Source organism: Brenneria goodwinii, from assembly GCF_002291445.1.
Lineage (GTDB): Bacteria > Pseudomonadota > Gammaproteobacteria > Enterobacterales > Enterobacteriaceae > Brenneria > Brenneria goodwinii.
Window position 1 is genome coordinate 3,925,687 of sequence record NZ_CP014137.1, and the last position, 19,593, is coordinate 3,945,279.

The window sequence follows — 19,593 nt, forward strand, 5'->3', positions numbered from 1 at the left end:
AGTAAGTTAGCGGCGTCGGCCTTTCGTCCGGCCAGAGCGTTTACCGCTTGCCGCTCTGCATACCAACCGGCCGATACGGGTTTTATCCTTAACCGTATCGGCCCTTCCCTAACCGCAGCGCCATTAAGATACGTTCATCATCCGGCTGACCGTTTCCCCCAGGATACGCAGTCCTTCGCCCATTTCGTCAGTGAACGGCAAGGCGTAGTTAAGTCGCAGACAGTTGCGGTATTTTCCCGAGGCCGAAAATAGCGATCCGGCGGCAATCTGAATACCTGACTTACGCACCTCACAGTTGAGCCGCAGCGAGTCAAAAGACTCCGGCAGCTCAATCCATACCAGAAATCCGCCCTGTGGACGACTGACGCAAATGCCGCAGGGAAAATAGTGGCGTACCCAGCAGGTAAATACGTCAAGATTGCACTTATACTGCATGCGCATACGTCGTAGGTGGGGCTGATAGTGACCCTGCCGGATAAACTCGGCCACCGCCAGCTGCGTATGCGAAACCGTATAGCCGGTACCGGTATATTTAGTATGCACAACGCGATCAAGGTAACGGCCCGGCGCTATCCAACCCACACGCAGGCCCGGCGCCAGGCTTTTGGAAAAAGAGCTGCACAGTAATACCCGGCCATCTTCATCAAAAGATTTAATGGTTCGTGGACGAGGATAGTCATAGGTCAACTCGCCATAGGCATCGTCTTCAATAATGGCGAGATCGAAACGCTGAGCCAGTATGACCAACTCTTTCTTGTACTTATCGGGCATCGTGAATCCCAGCGGATTATTGCAGGTCGGCACCAGCAGCACGGCTTTGACCGGCCACTGCTCCAACGCCAGCTCCAGCGCATCAAGACTAATACCGGTGACGGCGCAGGTCGGGATCTCAATCGCTTTAATCCCTAATCCACGCAGAATCTGCATGGTGCCGGGAAACGTCGGCGACTCAACCGCCACGATATCGCCGGGCTGGCACACCGCACGCACCGCGGTGAACAACGCTTCCTGACAACCGGTGGTGATCACGATATCGTCCACCGTCAGCAGGCAACCGCTGTCCAGCGCCAGACGAGCCACCTGCTCACGCAGTTCTGGCATGCCATACATACAATCATACGTCAACACCCGCGCGTCCTGACGCTGACACAGACGGCCCATCGCTTTCCACAGCGGTTTCACCGTTGACTGGCCCACATCCGGCATCCCGCTGCCAAAGTTGAACGCGCTGTTTTCGGGGCCGTCGTTAAACAACTCGCGCACGGACTCCCACTGGGTGATCTCAACCGGCCGCTGAGCCGGACGAGTCAACTCTGGAACCGGCGGCGTAGCCTTGCGGGATGCCACAAAATACCCCGAGCGTGGCCGCGGCGAAATAAGCTGCCGGGCTTCCAGCAGATGGTAAGCCTGCTGGACGGTACTGATACTGACGCCGTGTTCCAGACTCAATGCCCTGACCGATGGCAGACGTTCACCGTTTTGGTACAAGCCTTGTTCGATGCGCTGCGCCAGTAAGGAAGCAAGATGTTGGTAACGCGTCATGTATCGCTCCTCACACATAATTAAAGACATAACCAGTACAGATTAAGGTAAAAAATACCATTCAGATGCAATATCACACAATCTGTATGTTAAAAAAATGCATTTCCTGAATCTGTATCGAATCAGCGTTCCCCCGCATCATAGTGCAAAGCAATCAGCCAAGGGGGAAACATGGAAAATCAGACCAAACACGCGCAACCGACGTCCGGTAGATCCTCGCGGTGGTCAATGCTGATACGGCTCTATCAGAAATGGAGAACGTGGCGGCTCAAAGTGCAAACCCGTAGGTCATTGCTGCGCATGAGTGATGAAAGGCTGAAGGATATCGGGTTGACACGCGACGATATAGATCGCCTTTAGCGCGCGGCACCCGGTTTATGAGCCGATACAGAACTGTATCGGCTCTGTTTTATCAGTCCAGCGGTTGTGGCTTCATCCGCATTCCGACAACGGCCGACAGCAGGCAACCCACAGCAAGGTAAGTTGCCACACCGTGCCAGGAGCCGCCTAAAACTTCCACCAGCAACACCGCGATAAACGGTGTAAAACCGCCGCCGACGACGCTGGCGACCTGATAGCCAACGCCGGCGCCGCTATAGCGGTACGCCGTACCGAACAGTTCGGTAAACATCGGCTGCTGTACGCTGACGATCATATCGTGAGCGATATTGGCCAGCATGATGGCAAAAAACAGTATCCACAGGCTGGCGTGCGCTTCCAGCGCCATAAAGAAAGGAAAAGCGCTGGCGGCGCCGATGAGCGCGCCTGTGACATAAATCCGCCGCCGGCCAAAACTATCGGCCAGCCGGGCAAAGAAGGGGATGGACAAGCAGCTTATCCCACCAACCAGCAGGCTAATGTTGAGAAAGAGTTCCCGCGGCATCCCCAAATTAGCAGTGGAGTAATTGAGCGCAAAAGCCGTGACGATATACATCGTCAGCAGTTCCCCTAAGCGCAGGGCGATGATCAGCAAAAATGCCTTGGGGTGTTCACGCAATGCCTCGACAATCGGAAACGAACGGGGTTTTTCCGCTTTTCCCTGTTGTTTCTTACTGGCCTCAAACTCCTGGGACTCCTCCATCCCGGAGCGAATCCACCAGGCGATCACCACCAGTACGACGCTGAATAAAAACGGCAAACGCCAACCCCAATTGATAAACTCCTCATTCGTGGTGTGGTGGCTGACCAGAGAAATCGACCCCGTCGCCAGCAATAGACCCACGCCATAACCGACCTGTACCCCGCTGCTGTAGAACGCTTTTTTCTTTTTAGGTGCGTTTTCCACCGCCAGTAGCGCGGCGCCGCCCCATTCGCCGCCGACGGCAAACCCCTGAATGGCGCGCAATATCACCAGTAGCACCGGCGCCCACCAGCCGATGGTTGCAAAAGTCGGTAAGAAACCAATTAACGCGGTAGACAACCCCATCGTCCAAACGGTAATCATCAGCATGCGTTTGCGGCCCAGCTTATCGCCGAAATGACCGAATACAATGCCGCCCAGCGGCCGGAACAAAAAACCTACCCCAAACGTACCAAATGCCGCCAGCGTACCCATGGCAGGACTGATCTGAGGGAAAAACTCAATATTAAACACCAATGCGGCCACAATGCCGTAAAGCAAAAAATCATACCAATCCACCACGGCGCCGATAAAACTGCCCCACGCCGCCCGTCGGGCTCGTCCAGAAACCGGTTGAGTGGCAACGCTGGCCGCCGATGATGATATTGATGTTGTCGAGGAATCCATGTCTGTCTCGCTGTCTATCTGGTACAACAAAAAGCCCCGGCTTGAGCGGCCAGGGCTTTTAGCAACGGAACCGCCCCACAGGAGCGGTTTTATACGGTGCTTAGCAACGATTATTCGTCGTCGCTGTTACCGAAGCCAGCGTTAAGCAATTCAGCCAGGTTGGCAGATGCCTCATCAGCACTGACCTGAGGCACGACCGGCGCCTCGCCTGCCTGACGGCGACGCATACGATCCTGGTGGTACGCATAACCGGTACCCGCCGGGATCAAACGACCAACGATAACGTTCTCTTTCAGGCCGCGCAGTTCATCACGTTTACCGGCAACGGCCGCTTCAGTGAGAACACGCGTGGTTTCCTGGAACGAAGCCGCAGAAATGAAGGACTCGGTCGCCAGAGATGCTTTGGTAATACCCAGCAGATCGCGGCTGAAGGTCGCCGTGATCTTGCCATCCGCTTCCAACTGACGGTTGGCAATCTTGACGCGAGAGATTTCTGCCTGCTCGCCTTCCAGGAATTCCGTGCTGCCCGCGTTAACGATGGTGCCTTTACGCAACATCTGACGAACGATAACTTCGATATGTTTATCGTTAATCTTAACGCCCTGCAGACGGTAAACTTCCTGAACTTCGTTGGTAATGTAACGCGTTACCGCATGTACGCCACGCAAACGCAGGATGTCGTGCGGTGATTCCGGACCATCGGAAACCACGTCGCCGCGTTCTACGCGTTCGCCTTCGAACACGTTGAGCTGACGCCACTTCGGAATCATCTCTTCATACGGATCGCTGCCATCCAGCGGCGTAATCACCAGACGACGCTTGCCTTTGGTCTCTTTACCGAACGAGATAACCCCGCTGATTTCAGCAAGGATTGCCGGTTCTTTCGGACGACGCGCTTCAAACAGGTCGGCAACGCGCGGCAGACCACCGGTAATATCCTTGGTACCGCCGGATTCCTGAGGAATACGCGCCAGGGTATCACCCGCGCCGATCTTCACGCCATCTTCCAACTGGACAATCGCTTTACCCGGCAGGAAGTATTGAGCAGGCATATCAGTACCTGGAATCAATACGTCTTCGCCTTTATCGTCAACAATCTTCAGTGCCGGACGCAGATCTTTACCGCTACCGGTACGTTCCGCGCTGTCCAGAACCACGATGGAAGACAAACCGGTCAGTTCGTCGGTCTGACGGGTAATCGTCTGACCGTCGACCATATCGGTAAAGCGAATGCTGCCGCTCACTTCACTGATAACCGGCATGGTATGCGGATCCCAGTTAGCAACGGTTTCGCCGCCGTTAACTTCAGAACCGTCGCCTTTCGCCAACGCCGCGCCGTAAGGCACTTTATAGCTTTCCTTGGTGCGGCCGAATTCGTCGATCAGCTTCAGTTCGGTATTACGCGAAGTAATAACCAGTTTACCGTTGTTGTTGACCACGAACTTGGCGTTATTCAGCTTCAGGCTACCTTTGTTTTTCACCTGAATGCTGGATTCCGCCGCCGCACGCGATGCCGCACCACCGATGTGGAAGGTACGCATGGTCAGCTGTGTACCAGGCTCACCGATTGACTGCGCCGCGATAACCCCGATGGCTTCACCCTTGTTGACCAGGTGGCCACGAGCCAGATCGCGACCGTAGCACTTGGCGCAAACGCCGAAGTCGGTTTCACAGCTTACGACGGAACGGACTTTCACCGCATCGACGGAATTTTCTTCCAGCAGGTCACACCATTGCTCGTTCAGCAGAGTGTTGCGCGCAACCAGAATGTCCGCCGTACCCGGTTTCAGAACATCTTCAGCCGTTACACGGCCCAGAACACGTTCACGCAGCGGCTCTTTAACATCGCCGCCTTCGATAACCGGCGTCATCATGATACCTTCGTGAGTACCACAATCATCTTCGGTCACCACCAGGTCCTGCGCCACGTCGACCAGACGACGAGTCAGATAACCGGAGTTCGCGGTTTTCAACGCGGTATCCGCCAGACCTTTACGCGCACCGTGAGTAGAGATGAAGTACTGGAGTACGTTCAGACCTTCACGGAAGTTCGCGGTGATTGGCGTTTCGATGATGGAGCCATCCGGCTTCGCCATCAGACCACGCATCCCCGCCAGCTGACGAATCTGTGCCGCGGAACCACGCGCACCGGAGTCGGCCATCATAAAGATGCTGTTGAAGGAAACCTGCTGTTCAACCACACCATCACGGTTAACCACGTCTTCAACAGACAAGTTTTCCATCATCGCCTTGGCGACGCGTTCGTTCGCCGCAGCCCAGATATCGATAACTTTGTTGTAACGTTCGCCAGCGGTGACCAGACCGGATTGGAACTGTTCCTGAATCTCGGCCACTTCGGTTTCGGCTTCTTCGATGATCCCGGCTTTCTTCGCTGGGATAACCATGTCATCGATACCTACGGACGCGCCGGAACGCGCAGCGTAAGCAAAACCGGTGTACATGATCTGGTCAGCAAAGATAACGGTCGGCTTCAGACCCAAAATGCGGTAACAAGTGTTCAGCATTTTGGAGATCGCTTTTTTACCCAGCGGCTGGTTCACAATTGAGAACGGCAGACCTTTCGGTACGATCATCCACAAAATCGCACGACCAACGGTCGTATCGATGATGCTGGTCTGATGCGTGGTTTCGCCTTCAATATTCTTGATCTCTTGCGTAATACGCACTTTCACACGCGCATGCAGAGAAGCCAGGCCGGCGCGGTAAACGCGTTCAGCTTCTTTCGGCCCGGTCAGAACCATGCCTTCGCCTTTGGCGTTAACACAGTCGCGGGTCATGTAGTACAGACCCAATACCACGTCCTGAGAAGGAACGATGATAGGTTCGCCGTTCGCCGGAGACAGAATGTTGTTGGTGGACATCATCAACGCACGCGCTTCCAACTGGGCTTCCAGCGTCAGCGGTACGTGAACGGCCATCTGGTCGCCATCGAAGTCGGCGTTATACGCGGCGCAAACCAGCGGGTGCAGCTGAATAGCTTTACCTTCGATCAGTACCGGTTCAAATGCCTGGATACCCAAACGGTGCAGCGTCGGCGCACGGTTCAGCAGTACCGGGTGTTCGCGGATAACTTCATCCAGGATATCCCAAACGACGGCTTCTTCACGTTCAACCATCTTCTTGGCGGCTTTGATCGTCGTGGCCAGGCCACGCAGTTCCAGCTTGCCGTAGATGAACGGTTTAAACAGTTCCAGCGCCATCTTCTTCGGCAGACCACACTGATGCAGACGCAGGTATGGACCAACGGTGATAACGGAACGACCGGAGTAGTCGACGCGTTTACCCAGCAGGTTCTGACGGAAACGACCCTGCTTACCTTTGATCATATCAGCCAGCGATTTCAGCGGACGCTTGTTGGAACCGGTGATCGCGCGACCGCGACGGCCGTTATCCAGCAGCGCATCAACCGCTTCCTGCAACATACGTTTTTCGTTACGTACGATGATGTCAGGCGCGGCCAGATCCAGCAGACGTTTCAAACGGTTGTTACGGTTAATGACGCGACGATACAAATCGTTCAGGTCGGAGGTCGCGAAACGACCGCCGTCCAGCGGAACCAGCGGACGCAGATCCGGCGGCAGCACCGGCAGCACGGTCAGAATCATCCACTCTGGCTTGTTGCCGGACTGCACGAACGCTTCCAGCAGTTTGATACGCTTGGTCAGCTTCTTGCGTTTGGTTTCGGAGTTGGTTTCATTCAACTCCTCACGCAGCTGTTCGCATTCCTGTTCCAGATCCATGTTTTTCAACAGGGCCTGAATAGCTTCCGCGCCCATCTTGGCGTCGAATTCGTCGCCGAACTCTTCCAGCGCATCCAGATACTGCTCTTCAGTCAGGATCTGACGCTTCTCAAGATTGGTCATGCCGCCTTCGACAACCACATAGGATTCGAAGTACAGCACGCGTTCGATATCACGCAACGGCATATCCAGCAGCAAACCGATGCGGGAAGGCAGCGATTTCAGGAACCAGATGTGCGCGGTCGGAGACGCCAGCTCGATGTGGCCCATACGCTCACGGCGTACTTTGGTCTGGGTTACTTCAACGCCGCACTTCTCACAGATAACGCCGCGATGTTTCAGACGCTTATACTTACCGCACAAGCATTCATAGTCTTTTACCGGCCCAAAGATACGGGCGCAAAAAAGGCCGTCACGTTCTGGTTTGAACGTACGGTAATTGATGGTTTCTGGTTTTTTAACTTCACCAAAAGACCACGAACGGATCATGTCTGGCGAAGCCAGAGCAATTTTGATCGCATCAAACTCTTCGGTTTTAGTTTGCGCTTTCAGAAACTTTAATAAGTCTTTCACGGATTGGCTCCTGTCGGAGTTAGACCTGTTAGGCATCTAAACCGAAATTTAGATGCCCCTATGACGAATGCCAGCGACACAACGGGCTGGAATTACTCTTCTTCCAGCTCGATGTTGATACCCAGCGAGCGGATTTCTTTCAACAGTACGTTGAAGGATTCCGGCATGCCTGGCTCCATCTGATGATTGCCATCCACGATGTTTTTATACATCTTGGTACGGCCGTTCACGTCATCGGATTTAACCGTCAGCATTTCCTGCAGGGTATAAGCAGCACCGTAAGCTTCCAGCGCCCACACTTCCATCTCACCGAAGCGCTGACCACCGAACTGAGCTTTACCACCCAGCGGCTGCTGAGTAACCAGGCTGTAAGAACCCGTAGAACGGGCGTGCATTTTGTCGTCGACCAAGTGGTTCAACTTCAGCATGTACATGTATCCCACGGTGACCTGACGTTCAAATTGCTCGCCGGTACGACCATCGTACAGCGTAATCTGACCGGAAGTCGGGATACCGCCCATCTGCAGCAGTTCTTTGATTTCTTTCTCTTTTGCACCGTCGAATACCGGCGTGGCAATCGGCATACCTTTTTTCAGGTTCTCAGCCAGACGCATAACTTCTTCGTCAGAGAAAGTGTTCAGGTCTACTTTCTGGCGTACGTCGTCGCCCAGATCGTAGGCTTTCTGAATGAACTCACGCAGCTTGGCCACTTCTTGCTGCTGCTTCAGCATGGCGTTGATCTTCTCGCCGATACCTTTCGCCGCCATACCCAGGTGGGTTTCCAGAATCTGACCGATGTTCATACGCGAAGGTACGCCCAGCGGGTTCAGAACGATGTCTACCGGCGTACCGTTTTCATCGTAAGGCATATCTTCGATCGGGTTGATCTTGGAGATAACACCCTTGTTCCCGTGACGACCGGCCATCTTGTCACCCGGTTGAATCCGACGTTTAACGGCCAGATAAACCTTGACGATTTTCAGTACGCCCGGCGCCAGATCGTCGCCCTGGGTGATCTTACGGCGTTTGGCTTCAAGTTTTTTCTCAAACTCGTGCTTCAGCTCATCGTACTGTTCGGCCAACTGTTCCAGCTGATTCTGTTTCTCTTCATCAGTCAGGCCCAGCTCCAACCAGCGCTCGCGCGGCAGTTTGTCCAGTTTATCCGCTTCCACGCCGCCGGAAACCAGCACCGCATGGATACGGGCAAACAGACCGGCTTCCAGGATTTGCAGCTCTTCGGTCAGGTCTTTCTTGGCCTGCTTCAACTGCATCTCTTCGATTTCCAACGCACGCTTGTCTTTTTCCACGCCGTCGCGGGTAAAGACCTGTACGTCGATAACCGTACCGGAAACGCCGTTCGGCACACGCAGAGAAGAATCCTTAACATCGGATGCTTTCTCGCCGAAGATCGCTCTCAGCAGCTTCTCTTCCGGCGTCAGCTGGGTTTCACCTTTTGGCGTCACCTTACCAACCAGAATATCGCCGCCGGTCACTTCCGCACCGATATAAACGATACCAGACTCATCCAGCTTGGAAAGCGCCGCTTCACCCACGTTAGGGATGTCAGCCGTGATTTCCTCAGGCCCCAGCTTGGTATCACGAGACACACAGGCCAATTCCTGAATATGAATGCTGGTAAAGCGATCTTCCTGCACCACACGCTCAGAGACGAGGATGGAGTCTTCGAAGTTGTAACCGTTCCACGGCATGAACGCTACGCGCATGTTCTGACCCAGCGCCAGTTCACCCAGATCGGTGGACGGACCATCGGCCAGTACGTCGCCGCGTTCAACCGGCTCGCCCAGAGACACGCACGGCATCTGGCTGATGCAGGTGTTCTGGTTGGAGCGGGTATATTTGGTCAGGTTGTAAATGTCGATACCGGCTTCGCCAGGATACATTTCATCATCGTTAACGCGGATCACGATACGTGACGCATCGACATACTGCACGGTACCGCCACGTTTCGCGACAGCCGTTACGCCGGAGTCGACCGCAACCGCACGTTCCATACCGGTACCAACCAGCGGCTTATCGGCGCGCAGGGTTGGAACGGCCTGACGTTGCATGTTCGCACCCATCAATGCGCGGTTGGCGTCATCGTGTTCCAGGAATGGAATCAGTGAAGCACCAACGGATACCACCTGCTGAGTGGATACGTCCATATATTCAACCTGATCGCGGCTGAACAAGCTGGACTCGCCTTTATTACGGCAGGTAACCAATTCATCAATGAAATGGCCGTCTTCATCCAGGTTGGTGTTCGCCTGGGCGATAACGAAGTTGCCTTCTTCAATCGCAGACAGGTAATGGATTTCATCCGTTACCACATTGTCGCGTACACGACGGTAAGGCGTTTCCAGGAAACCATACTCGTTAGTCTGCGCATAAACAGACAACGAGTTGATCAGACCGATGTTCGGACCTTCCGGCGTTTCGATAGGACATACGCGACCATAGTGAGTCGGGTGTACGTCTCGAACTTCAAAGCCGGCGCGTTCACGAGTCAAACCGCCTGGGCCTAAGGCGGAGATACGACGTTTGTGCGTAATCTCGGACAGCGGGTTGTTCTGATCCATAAACTGCGACAGCTGGCTTGAACCGAAGAACTCTTTCACCGCGGCCGAAATCGGCTTGGCGTTGATCATGTCCTGCGGCATCAGCGTGTCGAGATCGCCCAGGGAAAGACGTTCTTTCACCGCGCGTTCAACACGAACCAAACCAACACGGAATTGGTTTTCAGCCATTTCACCGACGGAGCGGATACGGCGGTTGCCCAGGTGGTCGATATCATCGACTTCGCCTTTGCCGTTACGGATATCAATGAGCTTTTTCATCACATCAATGATGTCTTCTTTGCTCAGGATACCGGAACCTTCAATTTCGTCGCGCAGCAGAGAACGGTTGAACTTCATCCGGCCGACCGCGGACAGGTCGTAGCGATCTTCAGAGAAGAACAGATTCTCAAACAGCGTTTCAGCGGCTTCACGTGTCGGCGGCTCGCCAGGACGCATCATGCGGTAAATCTCAACCAACGAGCTCAAACGATCGCTAGACGGATCCACTCGCAGGGTTTCCGAGATATACGGGCCATGATCCAGATCGTTGGTGAACAGCGTTTCAATACGCTTGTGACCGGATTGGCTGAGCTTCGCCAGCAGATCCAGCGACAGCTCCATATTGGCAGTGCCGATCAGTTCGCCAGTGCTTTCATCAACGTAATCTTTGGAAAGTACTTTACCGACGATATATTCAACCGGTACTTCAATACGCTCAATGCCGTCTTTCTCTAACTGACGGATATGACGGGCGGTGATGCGGCGGCCTTTCTCAACGTAAACCTTGCCATCCGCTTCAATATCGAAAGAAGCGGTTTCACCGCGCAGACGCTCAGGCGTCAGATCCATCTGCAATTTGTTGCCATTGATTTCATAGACAACTTTATCGAAGAACAAATCCAGGATCTGTTCAGTAGAGTAGCCCAGCGCGCGCAGGATAATCGTCGCGGGCAGTTTGCGGCGGCGGTCAATACGGACAAACAGGTTATCTTTCGGATCGAATTCGAAATCCAGCCAGGAACCACGGTAAGGAATAATACGTGCGTTATACAGCACCTTACCTGAAGAGTGGGTTTTACCCTTGTCGCTGTCGAAGAATACACCAGGACTACGGTGCAACTGAGAAACGATAACACGCTCAGTACCGTTGATCACAAAAGTGCCGTTGTCGGTCATGAGCGGAATTTCGCCCATGTAGACTTCTTGCTCTTTGATATCTTTAACGGTGCCTTCAGGCGCTTCACGTTCGTAAATCACCAGGCGCAATTTGACGCGCAGCGGCGCAGAAAATGTCACGCCACGGATTTGACATTCTTTAACGTCAAATACCGGTTCACCCAGGCGATAGCTAACGTATTGCAGCTCTGAATTACCGCTATAACTCTGTATGGGGAAAACAGAACGGAATGCAGCTTCCAAACCGTACTGACCTTCCGGATCTTGCTCGATAAACTTCTGAAACGAGTCAAGCTGGATAGAAAGGAGATAAGGCACGTCCAGCACTTGTGGTCGTTTACCAAAATCCTTACGAATGCGTTTTTTCTCGGTATAGGAGTAAACCATAGGGTTCCTCAGCTCGCTGAAAAGTCGAACTACTCTGTCCGTCCTAGCAAAGGACAGGTCATGCAACACTATTTCTGTCTATCGGAAAATGAAGTCCTTTCCGTAATACATCTTTCTATTACTCTTAAACCATTTCATTGCTCTTGTTCAGGCAGGGAACCCGCACAGGGAAGCAGTATATTAAGTCGTCAATAGAAAAATATATTGGGGTAAAATCAATGGCTGAATAGTGTGAAATACCATTGATGCCCTACAGCGCAAAAAGGCTGGTGACCAAAAAGTCACCAGCCATCAGCCTAATAAATCAGGCTGCAACCTGGAAAGTTGGCTTATTTAACTTCAACTTCTGCGCCAGCTTCTTCCAGTGCTTTCTTCAGAGCTTCAGCGTCGTCTTTGCTGATGCCTTCTTTCAGAGCGGCCGGAGCGGATTCAACCAGATCTTTGGCTTCTTTCAGGCCCAGACCAGTTGCGCCACGTACTGCTTTGATAACAGCAACTTTGTTGCCGCCGATAGCTTTCAGTACAACGTCGAACTCAGTTTTTTCTTCAGCAGCTTCAGCCGGGCCAGCAGCAACAGCTACAGCGGCAGCAGCAGAAACACCGAATTTTTCTTCCATAGCGGAAACCAGTTCAACAACATCCATTACAGACATAGCTGCTACTGCTTCCAGAATTTGATCTTTAGTGATAGACATAACAATTGTTCCTAAGAATCAGAAATAGTTTATACGTTAGCAAGTGCGGTAGAGAAAAAAGGGCGATTAAGCAGCTTCTTTCTGATCGCGTACAGCAGCCAGAGTGCGAACCAGTTTGCCTGCAGCGGCTTCTTTCATGGTCGACATCAGACGTGCCAGTGCTTCTTCGTAAGTCGGCAGCGTTGCCAGACGGTCAATTTGCGCCGCCGGGATCAGCTCACCTTCAAAGGCTGCAGCTTTGACCTCGAATTTTGCATTCGCTTTCGCGAATTCTTTGAACAGACGAGCAGCAGCGCCCGGGTGTTCTAAAGAGTATGCAATCAGGGTCGGACCAACAAACGTGTCTTTCAGGCACTCAAAAGAGGTCCCTTCAACAGCACGGCGCAGCAAGGTGTTACGAACAACACGCATGTAAACGCCAGCTTCACGACCTGCTTTACGCAGTTCAGTCATTTTATCTACGGTTACGCCACGGGAATCCGCAACAACCGCAGACAGCGCACCTTTGGCCACTTCGCTGACTTCAGCAACAATCGCTTGTTTGTCTTGAAGATTTAATGCCATTAGCTTTTGCTCCTGGATTTAGCCGGAGGAAACCTCCGGAACTCACTTCACTTATCGCCAAAACGGAAATAAGCGTTGAAACACGGTGAGCAGAATCCAGCAAAGACTATTTCTTTAAATGAAAAAATGTTCTTCAGGCTCTGTCACCGTCTACGCAGGAAGATTAAGTCTCTTGCAAGACACCTGCGGTCTTGGACGGAGGCCTGGATAGGCCAGGCTCCAACCGAAAATTCTTCTTTAATTCCGCTAACGGAACAACGGGCGTAAGATTATAGGTAAATCTCACGCCCGAGTAAAGCGAAACAAAAGCTATCAGACAGCTACTGCGTTCAGACCGCTTTGGTCAACAGCAACGCCTGCACCCATAGTGGTGGACAGGCTGACTTTCTTGATGTACACGCCTTTCGCCTGAGATGGTTTGGCTTTTTTCAGCGCAACCAGCAGAGCTTCCAGGTTTTCTTTCAGTTTATCAGCGTCGAAATCAACCTTACCGATAGTGGTATGGATGATGCCGTTTTTGTCGTTACGATAACGGACCTGACCTGCTTTGGCGTTTTTAACCGCTTCAGCAACGTTCGGCGTTACAGTACCCACTTTTGGGTTTGGCATCAGGCCGCGAGGACCCAGAACCTGACCTAATTGGCCAACAACGCGCATGGCATCAGGAGATGCGATAACAACGTCAAAGTTCATTTCGCCTTTCTTAATCTGATCGGCCAGATCTTCCATACCTACCAGTTCAGCGCCGGCAGCTTTCGCCGCTTCAGCGTTTGCACCCTGGGTGAAGACGGCAACGCGAACAGAACGACCGGTGCCGTGCGGCAGAACGGTTGCACCACGAACGTTTTGATCAGATTTACGTGCGTCGATGCCGAGGTTAACGGCAACGTCCACGCTTTCTACGAATTTAGCAGTGGCCAGCTCTTTGAGCAGGGCAACGGCTTCGTTGATGTCATACTGTTTAGTTGCATCAACTTTTTCACGGATCACGCGCATGCGCTTGGTCAGCTTAGCCATTTATTAACCCTCCACTACCAGGCCCATGGAACGAGCAGTACCTTCGATGGAACGCGCCATGGCTTCCACGTCGGCACCGGTCATGTCCGCAGCTTTGGTTTCTGCGATTTCACGAACCTGAGCACTCGTTACTTTACCTACTTTGTCTTTGTTCGGCTTGCCGGAACCAGACTTGATACCAGCCGCTTTTTTCAGCAGAACCGCTGCCGGAGGCGTTTTGGTAACAAAGGTAAAAGAACGGTCAGAATAAACGGTAATAACAACCGGAATCGGCAGACCTTTTTCAACGCTTTCAGTTTTAGCATTGAACGCCTTACAGAATTCCATGATGTTAACACCTTGCTGACCCAGAGCCGGACCTACCGGTGGGCTCGGGTTAGCCATACCAGCCGCAACCTGCAGCTTGACATAGGCTTGTACTTTCTTGGCCATTTAGCTTTCCTCAAATGGGTGATAGCGCCTGTAAAAGGCTCCCCGTTGTTTAATACGTTTCAGGCGCCGTTTGGCGCCATGAAAACAAAAGGCGCGAAATTGTAGATTAATTTCGCGCCTGAGACAAGTCACACGTTCAGAAATCTTGGAAGAGCGTTTAGCCTTTCTCGACCTGGCTGAAGTCGAGTTCCACCGGTGTGGCGCGACCGAAGATCGACACAGACACTTTCAGGCGGCTTTTTTCGTAATCCACTTCTTCGACTACGCCATTAAAGTCCGCAAACGGGCCGTCATTAACACGAACCATTTCACCGGGTTCAAACAACGTTTTCGGACGAGGCTTATCACCCACCTGCTGAAGGCGATTCATAATCGCATCCACTTCTTTATCGCTGATAGGCGCCGGGCGGTCAGACGTACCGCCGATAAAACCCATGACGCGCGGAACGCTACGAACCAGGTGCCAGCTCGCATCTTCCATCACCATCTGTACCAGCACATAACCAGGGAAAAATTTACGTTCGCTCTTGCGACGCTGGCCGCCGCGAATTTCAACCACTTCTTCTGTTGGCACCATAACTTCGCCGAACAGATCTTCCATGTTATGTAATTTGATATGCTCACGCAGCGACTGAGCCACGCGGCCTTCAAAACCGGAAAACGCCTGAACGACGTACCAACGTTTTTTTGGGGCTTCAGACATCTTAGAACCTCAGGCCAGTGATAAACGATACCAATCGGACCAGAATACCATCTAGCCCCCACAAAATCAGTGACATCACGGCAGTAACCGCGGCAACGATTAACGTGGTGTGTAACGTTTCCTGGCGAGTCGGCCAAATCACTTTACGTACTTCGGTACGGGCTTCACGGGCAAACGTTACTGTTGCTTTACCTTTTGAGGTCAGCAATGCCACGCCACCGGCGGCAGCAATCAGGATAACAACAGCTAATGCGCGCAGCGGCAGATTAAATTCGCGGTAGTAATAGTTGCCGACAATCGCAACTACCAGCAATACAGCCACTACCAGCCATTTAATCGCTTCCAGGCCACGCCCGTTCCCCTGAGCTTCGGTATTCGCACTCATAAACCAACCTGTCACAATGATTCAGACAAATAACTTTGCCCCGCAAAGCAGGGCAAACCAAACCGAAAGATGTTCTGTAAACGAATAATTCGGTATTTACGCTGTATCTACAGAGCCTATCTCACCAATGATTATATTCCATAATCGCTGATGAGATAGGTTCTACCACATGACAGCGTAGAAAAAGGGCATCAAATGATGCCCTTTTATCGCGTGTCGCGTCAAACGTTATCAGCGATTAAGCAATAACTTTAGCAACAACGCCCGCGCCAACGGTACGGCCGCCTTCACGGATGGCGAAACGCAGGCCGTCATCCATTGCGATTGGCGCAATCAGAGTAACAACCATCTTCACGTTGTCGCCCGGCATTACCATTTCCACGCCTTCCGGCAGTTCGATGGTTCCGGTTACGTCAGTCGTACGGAAGTAGAACTGCGGACGGTAACCTTTGAAGAACGGAGTATGACGACCGCCCTCATCTTTGCTCAGGATATACACTTCAGATTCAAACTGAGTGTGCGGCTTGATGGAGCCTGGTTTAGCCAGTACCTGACCACGTTCAACGTCATCACGTTTGGTACCGCGCAGCAGTACACCCACGTTCTCGCCCGCACGGCCTTCGTCCAGCAGTTTGCGGAACATTTCAACGCCGGTGCAGGTAGTTTTCGTGGTGTCTTTGATACCAACGATTTCAACTTCTTCACCAACCTTGATGATACCGCGCTCTACACGACCGGTAACAACCGTACCACGACCAGAGATGGAGAATACGTCTTCGATCGGCAGCAGGAACGGCTTGTCGATGGCACGTTCTGGTTCCGGGATGTAAGTATCCAGGGCTTCAGCCAGTTCGATGATTTTCGCTTCCCACTCTGCATCGCCTTCCAACGCTTTCAGCGCGGAACCACGAATGATAGGGGTATCATCGCCCGGGAATTCGTACTGAGACAGCAGTTCACGCACTTCCATCTCAACCAGTTCCAGCAGTTCTTCATCATCAACCATGTCGCATTTGTTCAGGAACACGATGATGTAAGGAACGCCAACCTGACGACCCAGCAGGATGTGCTCACGAGTCTGCGGCATCGGGCCGTCAGTCGCGGCAACAACCAGGATCGCGCCGTCCATCTGCGCAGCACCGGTGATCATGTTTTTCACATAGTCGGCGTGTCCCGGGCAGTCAACGTGTGCGTAGTGACGGGTCGGGGTATCGTATTCAACGTGAGAGGTGTTGATGGTGATACCACGCGCTTTTTCTTCCGGTGCGTTATCGATCTGATCGAATGCACGGGCAGCACCGCCGTAGGTTTTAGCCAGAACGGAAGTGATCGCTGCAGTCAGCGTTGTTTTACCATGGTCAACGTGGCCGATAGTACCGACGTTAACGTGCGGTTTTGTACGTTCAAATTTTTCTTTAGACATCGATTGTCCCTCTAAGACACGGATAAATCGGTGGTATCACCACATCAACCAAGCATTTGCTTGCTGAATTTTTTAACAGAAAGAAAATCAGGAGGAAGAATAAAGAAGTGGTGCTGATAGGCAGATTCGAACTGCCGACCTCACCCTTACCAAGGGTGCGCTCTACCAACTGAGCTATATCAGCACATCTTTGGAGCGGGCAGTGGGAATCGAACCCACATCATCAGCTTGGAAGGCTGAGGTAATAGCCATTATACGATGCCCGCATCCTGGAACTCGGCTACCTGATTTTTCTGTAGATTTTGAAATTGGAAAATAAAACCATTTTCCGCATTCTCCGATCCGGCTTAGTGCTGCATACCGTATCGATTTTATCCTGTCGCCAGGATTGAATTTGGTGGTGGGGGAAGGATTCGAACCTTCGAAGTCTGTGACGGCAGATTTACAGTCTGCTCCCTTTGGCCGCTCGGGAACCCCACCTGATTGCGCACTTAACTTAATGGTGCCGGCTGCCGGAATCGAACTGGCGACCTACTGATTACAAGTCAGTTGCTCTACCTACTGAGCTAAGCCGGCATCAAGTGCTGCGCATTCTAGGTAGACCGAACGGCCTATGCAACAAAAAAATCGCATAAAATGCACTATCGCTTAGATTTTATCCAAATTTGAACACGGATCTACAGCGGCGGCAATAATTCGCACAAAGAAACACCAGGTCTGGCATGTATCAAATCCCCGAACAATGAAATTTCTAACGACTCAGTTGCACCAAAAATGTGACGTTTGCCCCGCTAGAAGGCATTTTTTCATGGCTGAACCTGACGTTTCACGTATCCAGTAGTAATCGCAGATTGGAACGAATCTTGCTTAAAAATGTATATGTCCCACCTGCCAGGAGACTCATCATGAAAATCGTATCCCTTAATGTCGCCACGTTGCCGGTCTATCGTGGCGAGCTTGCTAATCTGCTAATAGATGCGGTCGCCAAGGGCGCCTCGGTCGGATATCAGGCGCCGTTATCGCATGAAGAAGCGGAAAGTTATTTCCACAGCCTACGTCCATCATTAGCGAAGGGAGAACGTATCCTGTGGATTGCCCGCGACATCGAAGGCGTTATCGGCACCGTACAATTAGAGCTTTGTCAAAAAACAAACGGGCAGAACAGGGCCGAAATTCAAAAGCTACTGGTGCATAGCCGGGCGAGAAGAATGGGGATCGGCAGGCAACTGATGCAAACGCTGGAAAAAGCCGCCTTACAGCAACAGCGTGGATTACTTTATTTGGATACCCAGGCTGGTTCGCCTGCGGAAATGTTTTACCGCTCATTGGGATATCGCTATTTAGGCGAACTTCCTGATTATGCCAGCACGCCCGATGGTTATTATCATCCCACAGCGATCTATTACAAACGCCTCTTCGCCGTGAATCATGTCGGACGGGCCATTGCCAGCTAATCTCCGGCCCGATGCCTCTTTGTTTCATATCGGCATCGGGTATCAAATTGTTTTTCTCTTCTTTTTTTTACTCGCAAAGTGTTAACCTGCTCATAATCCAAATTTTTATACGAAGAAAGAGTTCTATGCCCTGAGCCAGGCTGATTATACTATGTAGCTCGTTTAGCTTAGGTGGGCTAGAGTCCCCTTTCTTACCTGTACAAGCAGGCAGAATTAGACTTATGAGAAATAGAGAGCAACCTTTGGCTACACCATATCTGCAGTTTGATCGCCGTCAATGGGCCGCTTTGCGCGATTCTGTTCCATTAACGCTGACGGAAGAAGAAATAGTTAAACTTAAAGGGATTAACGAAGATCTATCCTTGGATGAAGTCGCTGAAATTTATCTGCCTTTATCCCGACTGCTTAACTTCTATATCAGTTCAAACCTGCGCCGCCAGGCGGTTTTAGAACAGTTTTTGGGAACGGATGGTCAAAAGATCCCTTATATCATCGGTATTGCCGGCAGCGTAGCCGTGGGTAAAAGCACCACGGCTCGCGTTTTACAGGCATTGCTCAGCCGCTGGCCGGAACATCGCAGCGTAGAGTTGATCACAACGGACGGCTTTCTGCATCCAAATAAGGTATTAAAAGATCGCGATCTAATGAAGAAAAAAGGCTTTCCGCAGTCTTACGATATGCATAGCCTGGTAAAATTCGTGTCTGATATTAAATCAGGCGCCCCGGAAGTCACGGCTCCAACCTATTCGCATCTTATTTATGACATTATTCCCAATCATCATAAAATATTACAACAACCTGATATTTTAATATTGGAAGGTTTGAATGTATTACAAAGCGGCATGGATTACCCTCATGATCCGCACAGAGTTTTCGTCTCTGATTTTGTCGATTTTTCAATTTATGTCGATGCGCCAGAAGATCTATTAAAAATCTGGTATATCAATAGGTTTCTAAAATTCAGACAAGGGGCGTTCTCAGACCCCAGCTCATATTTTCATAACTACGCAAAGCTACCAGAACAAGAAGCGATCGATATTGCTTCTCAACTTTGGCGAGAGATAAATGGTCTTAATTTAAAACAAAATATTCTACCCACTCGCGAGCGCGCTAGTCTTATTATGACAAAAAGCGCTAATCATGCCGTGGAACGAGTCCGCTTAAGAAAATAAATAT

At 51.7% G+C, this 19,593-nt stretch carries 14 protein-coding genes and 4 tRNA genes; 3 read left to right on the top strand and 15 right to left on the bottom strand.

The features are described from left to right. Positions 1-123: 123 nt before the first annotated feature. Positions 124-1,542 (bottom strand): aminotransferase-like domain-containing protein, encoded by a 1,419-nt coding sequence (locus ACN28R_RS17465; RefSeq protein WP_048636580.1) that lies wholly within the window; start codon positions 1,540-1,542, stop codon positions 124-126. A 228-nt stretch (positions 1,543-1,770) separates the two neighbouring features. Between ACN28R_RS17465 and ACN28R_RS17470 the strand changes: the two genes are divergently transcribed. Further along, the gene (locus tag ACN28R_RS17470) at positions 1,771-1,902 is read left to right on the top strand and encodes a DUF1127 domain-containing protein (protein WP_375153892.1); all 132 of its coding nucleotides are present in this window, start codon (positions 1,771-1,773) and stop codon (positions 1,900-1,902) included. A 52-nt stretch (positions 1,903-1,954) separates the two neighbouring features. Here ACN28R_RS17470 and shiA read toward each other — a convergent pair whose 3' ends face one another. From shiA to ACN28R_RS17540, 14 genes are all read right to left on the bottom strand, one after another. Next, positions 1,955-3,289 carry a shikimate transporter gene (gene shiA, locus ACN28R_RS17475; protein ID WP_236840151.1) on the bottom strand — a complete coding sequence of 445 codons (1,335 nt, stop codon included), beginning with the start codon at positions 3,287-3,289 and terminating at the stop codon, positions 1,955-1,957. 110 nt (positions 3,290-3,399) lie between these two features. Next, positions 3,400-7,623, bottom strand: a complete 4,224-nt coding sequence (gene rpoC / locus ACN28R_RS17480) for a DNA-directed RNA polymerase subunit beta' (RefSeq protein WP_048636582.1) — start codon at positions 7,621-7,623, stop codon at positions 3,400-3,402. Positions 7,624-7,715: 92 nt separating this feature from the next. Further along, a complete protein-coding gene (gene rpoB / locus ACN28R_RS17485) occupies positions 7,716-11,744 on the bottom strand; it encodes a DNA-directed RNA polymerase subunit beta (protein ID WP_095835068.1) in 4,029 nt (1,342 codons plus the stop codon). Positions 11,745-12,073: 329 nt separating this feature from the next. After that, positions 12,074-12,439 carry a 50S ribosomal protein L7/L12 gene (gene rplL / locus ACN28R_RS17490; protein ID WP_048636584.1) on the bottom strand — a complete coding sequence of 122 codons (366 nt, stop codon included), beginning with the start codon at positions 12,437-12,439 and terminating at the stop codon, positions 12,074-12,076. A 66-nt stretch (positions 12,440-12,505) separates the two neighbouring features. Next, positions 12,506-13,003, bottom strand: a complete 498-nt coding sequence (gene rplJ, locus ACN28R_RS17495) for a 50S ribosomal protein L10 (RefSeq protein WP_048636585.1) — start codon at positions 13,001-13,003, stop codon at positions 12,506-12,508. A 312-nt stretch (positions 13,004-13,315) separates the two neighbouring features. Then, on the bottom strand, positions 13,316-14,020 hold the full coding sequence (gene rplA / locus ACN28R_RS17500; protein ID WP_048636586.1) for a 50S ribosomal protein L1: 705 nt from the start codon (positions 14,018-14,020) through the stop codon (positions 13,316-13,318). A gap of 3 nt (positions 14,021-14,023) precedes the next feature. Next, positions 14,024-14,452, bottom strand: coding sequence for a 50S ribosomal protein L11 (rplK, locus tag ACN28R_RS17505; protein ID WP_048636587.1), 429 nt, complete (start codon positions 14,450-14,452; stop codon positions 14,024-14,026). Between the two features lie 157 nt (positions 14,453-14,609). After that, positions 14,610-15,155: a transcription termination/antitermination protein NusG gene (gene nusG / locus ACN28R_RS17510; protein ID WP_048636588.1), complete on the bottom strand. Its 546-nt coding sequence runs from the start codon at positions 15,153-15,155 to the stop codon at positions 14,610-14,612. Between the two features lies 1 nt (position 15,156). Next, positions 15,157-15,540 carry a preprotein translocase subunit SecE gene (gene secE / locus ACN28R_RS17515; RefSeq protein ID WP_095835069.1) on the bottom strand — a complete coding sequence of 128 codons (384 nt, stop codon included), beginning with the start codon at positions 15,538-15,540 and terminating at the stop codon, positions 15,157-15,159. A 238-nt stretch (positions 15,541-15,778) separates the two neighbouring features. Beyond that, the gene (gene tuf, locus ACN28R_RS17520) at positions 15,779-16,963 is read right to left on the bottom strand and encodes an elongation factor Tu (protein WP_048636590.1); all 1,185 of its coding nucleotides are present in this window, start codon (positions 16,961-16,963) and stop codon (positions 15,779-15,781) included. Between the two features lie 108 nt (positions 16,964-17,071). After that, positions 17,072-17,147: transfer RNA gene (locus tag ACN28R_RS17525), tRNA-Thr, on the bottom strand. Positions 17,148-17,154: 7 nt separating this feature from the next. Continuing rightward, positions 17,155-17,229: transfer RNA gene (locus tag ACN28R_RS17530), tRNA-Gly, on the bottom strand. A 129-nt stretch (positions 17,230-17,358) separates the two neighbouring features. Beyond that, a tRNA-Tyr gene (locus tag ACN28R_RS17535) sits at positions 17,359-17,443 on the bottom strand. A gap of 20 nt (positions 17,444-17,463) precedes the next feature. Continuing rightward, positions 17,464-17,539, bottom strand: a tRNA-Thr gene (locus ACN28R_RS17540). 329 nt (positions 17,540-17,868) lie between these two features. Between ACN28R_RS17540 and ACN28R_RS17545 the strand changes: the two genes are divergently transcribed. Both ACN28R_RS17545 and coaA read left to right on the top strand, forming a co-directional pair. Next, positions 17,869-18,417, top strand: coding sequence for a GNAT family N-acetyltransferase (locus ACN28R_RS17545; RefSeq protein ID WP_048636591.1), 549 nt, complete (start codon positions 17,869-17,871; stop codon positions 18,415-18,417). Positions 18,418-18,638: 221 nt separating this feature from the next. Continuing rightward, entirely contained in the window at positions 18,639-19,589 is a 951-nt protein-coding gene (gene coaA / locus ACN28R_RS17550) for a type I pantothenate kinase (protein WP_048636592.1), read from the top strand. Positions 19,590-19,593: the final 4 nt, after the last annotated feature.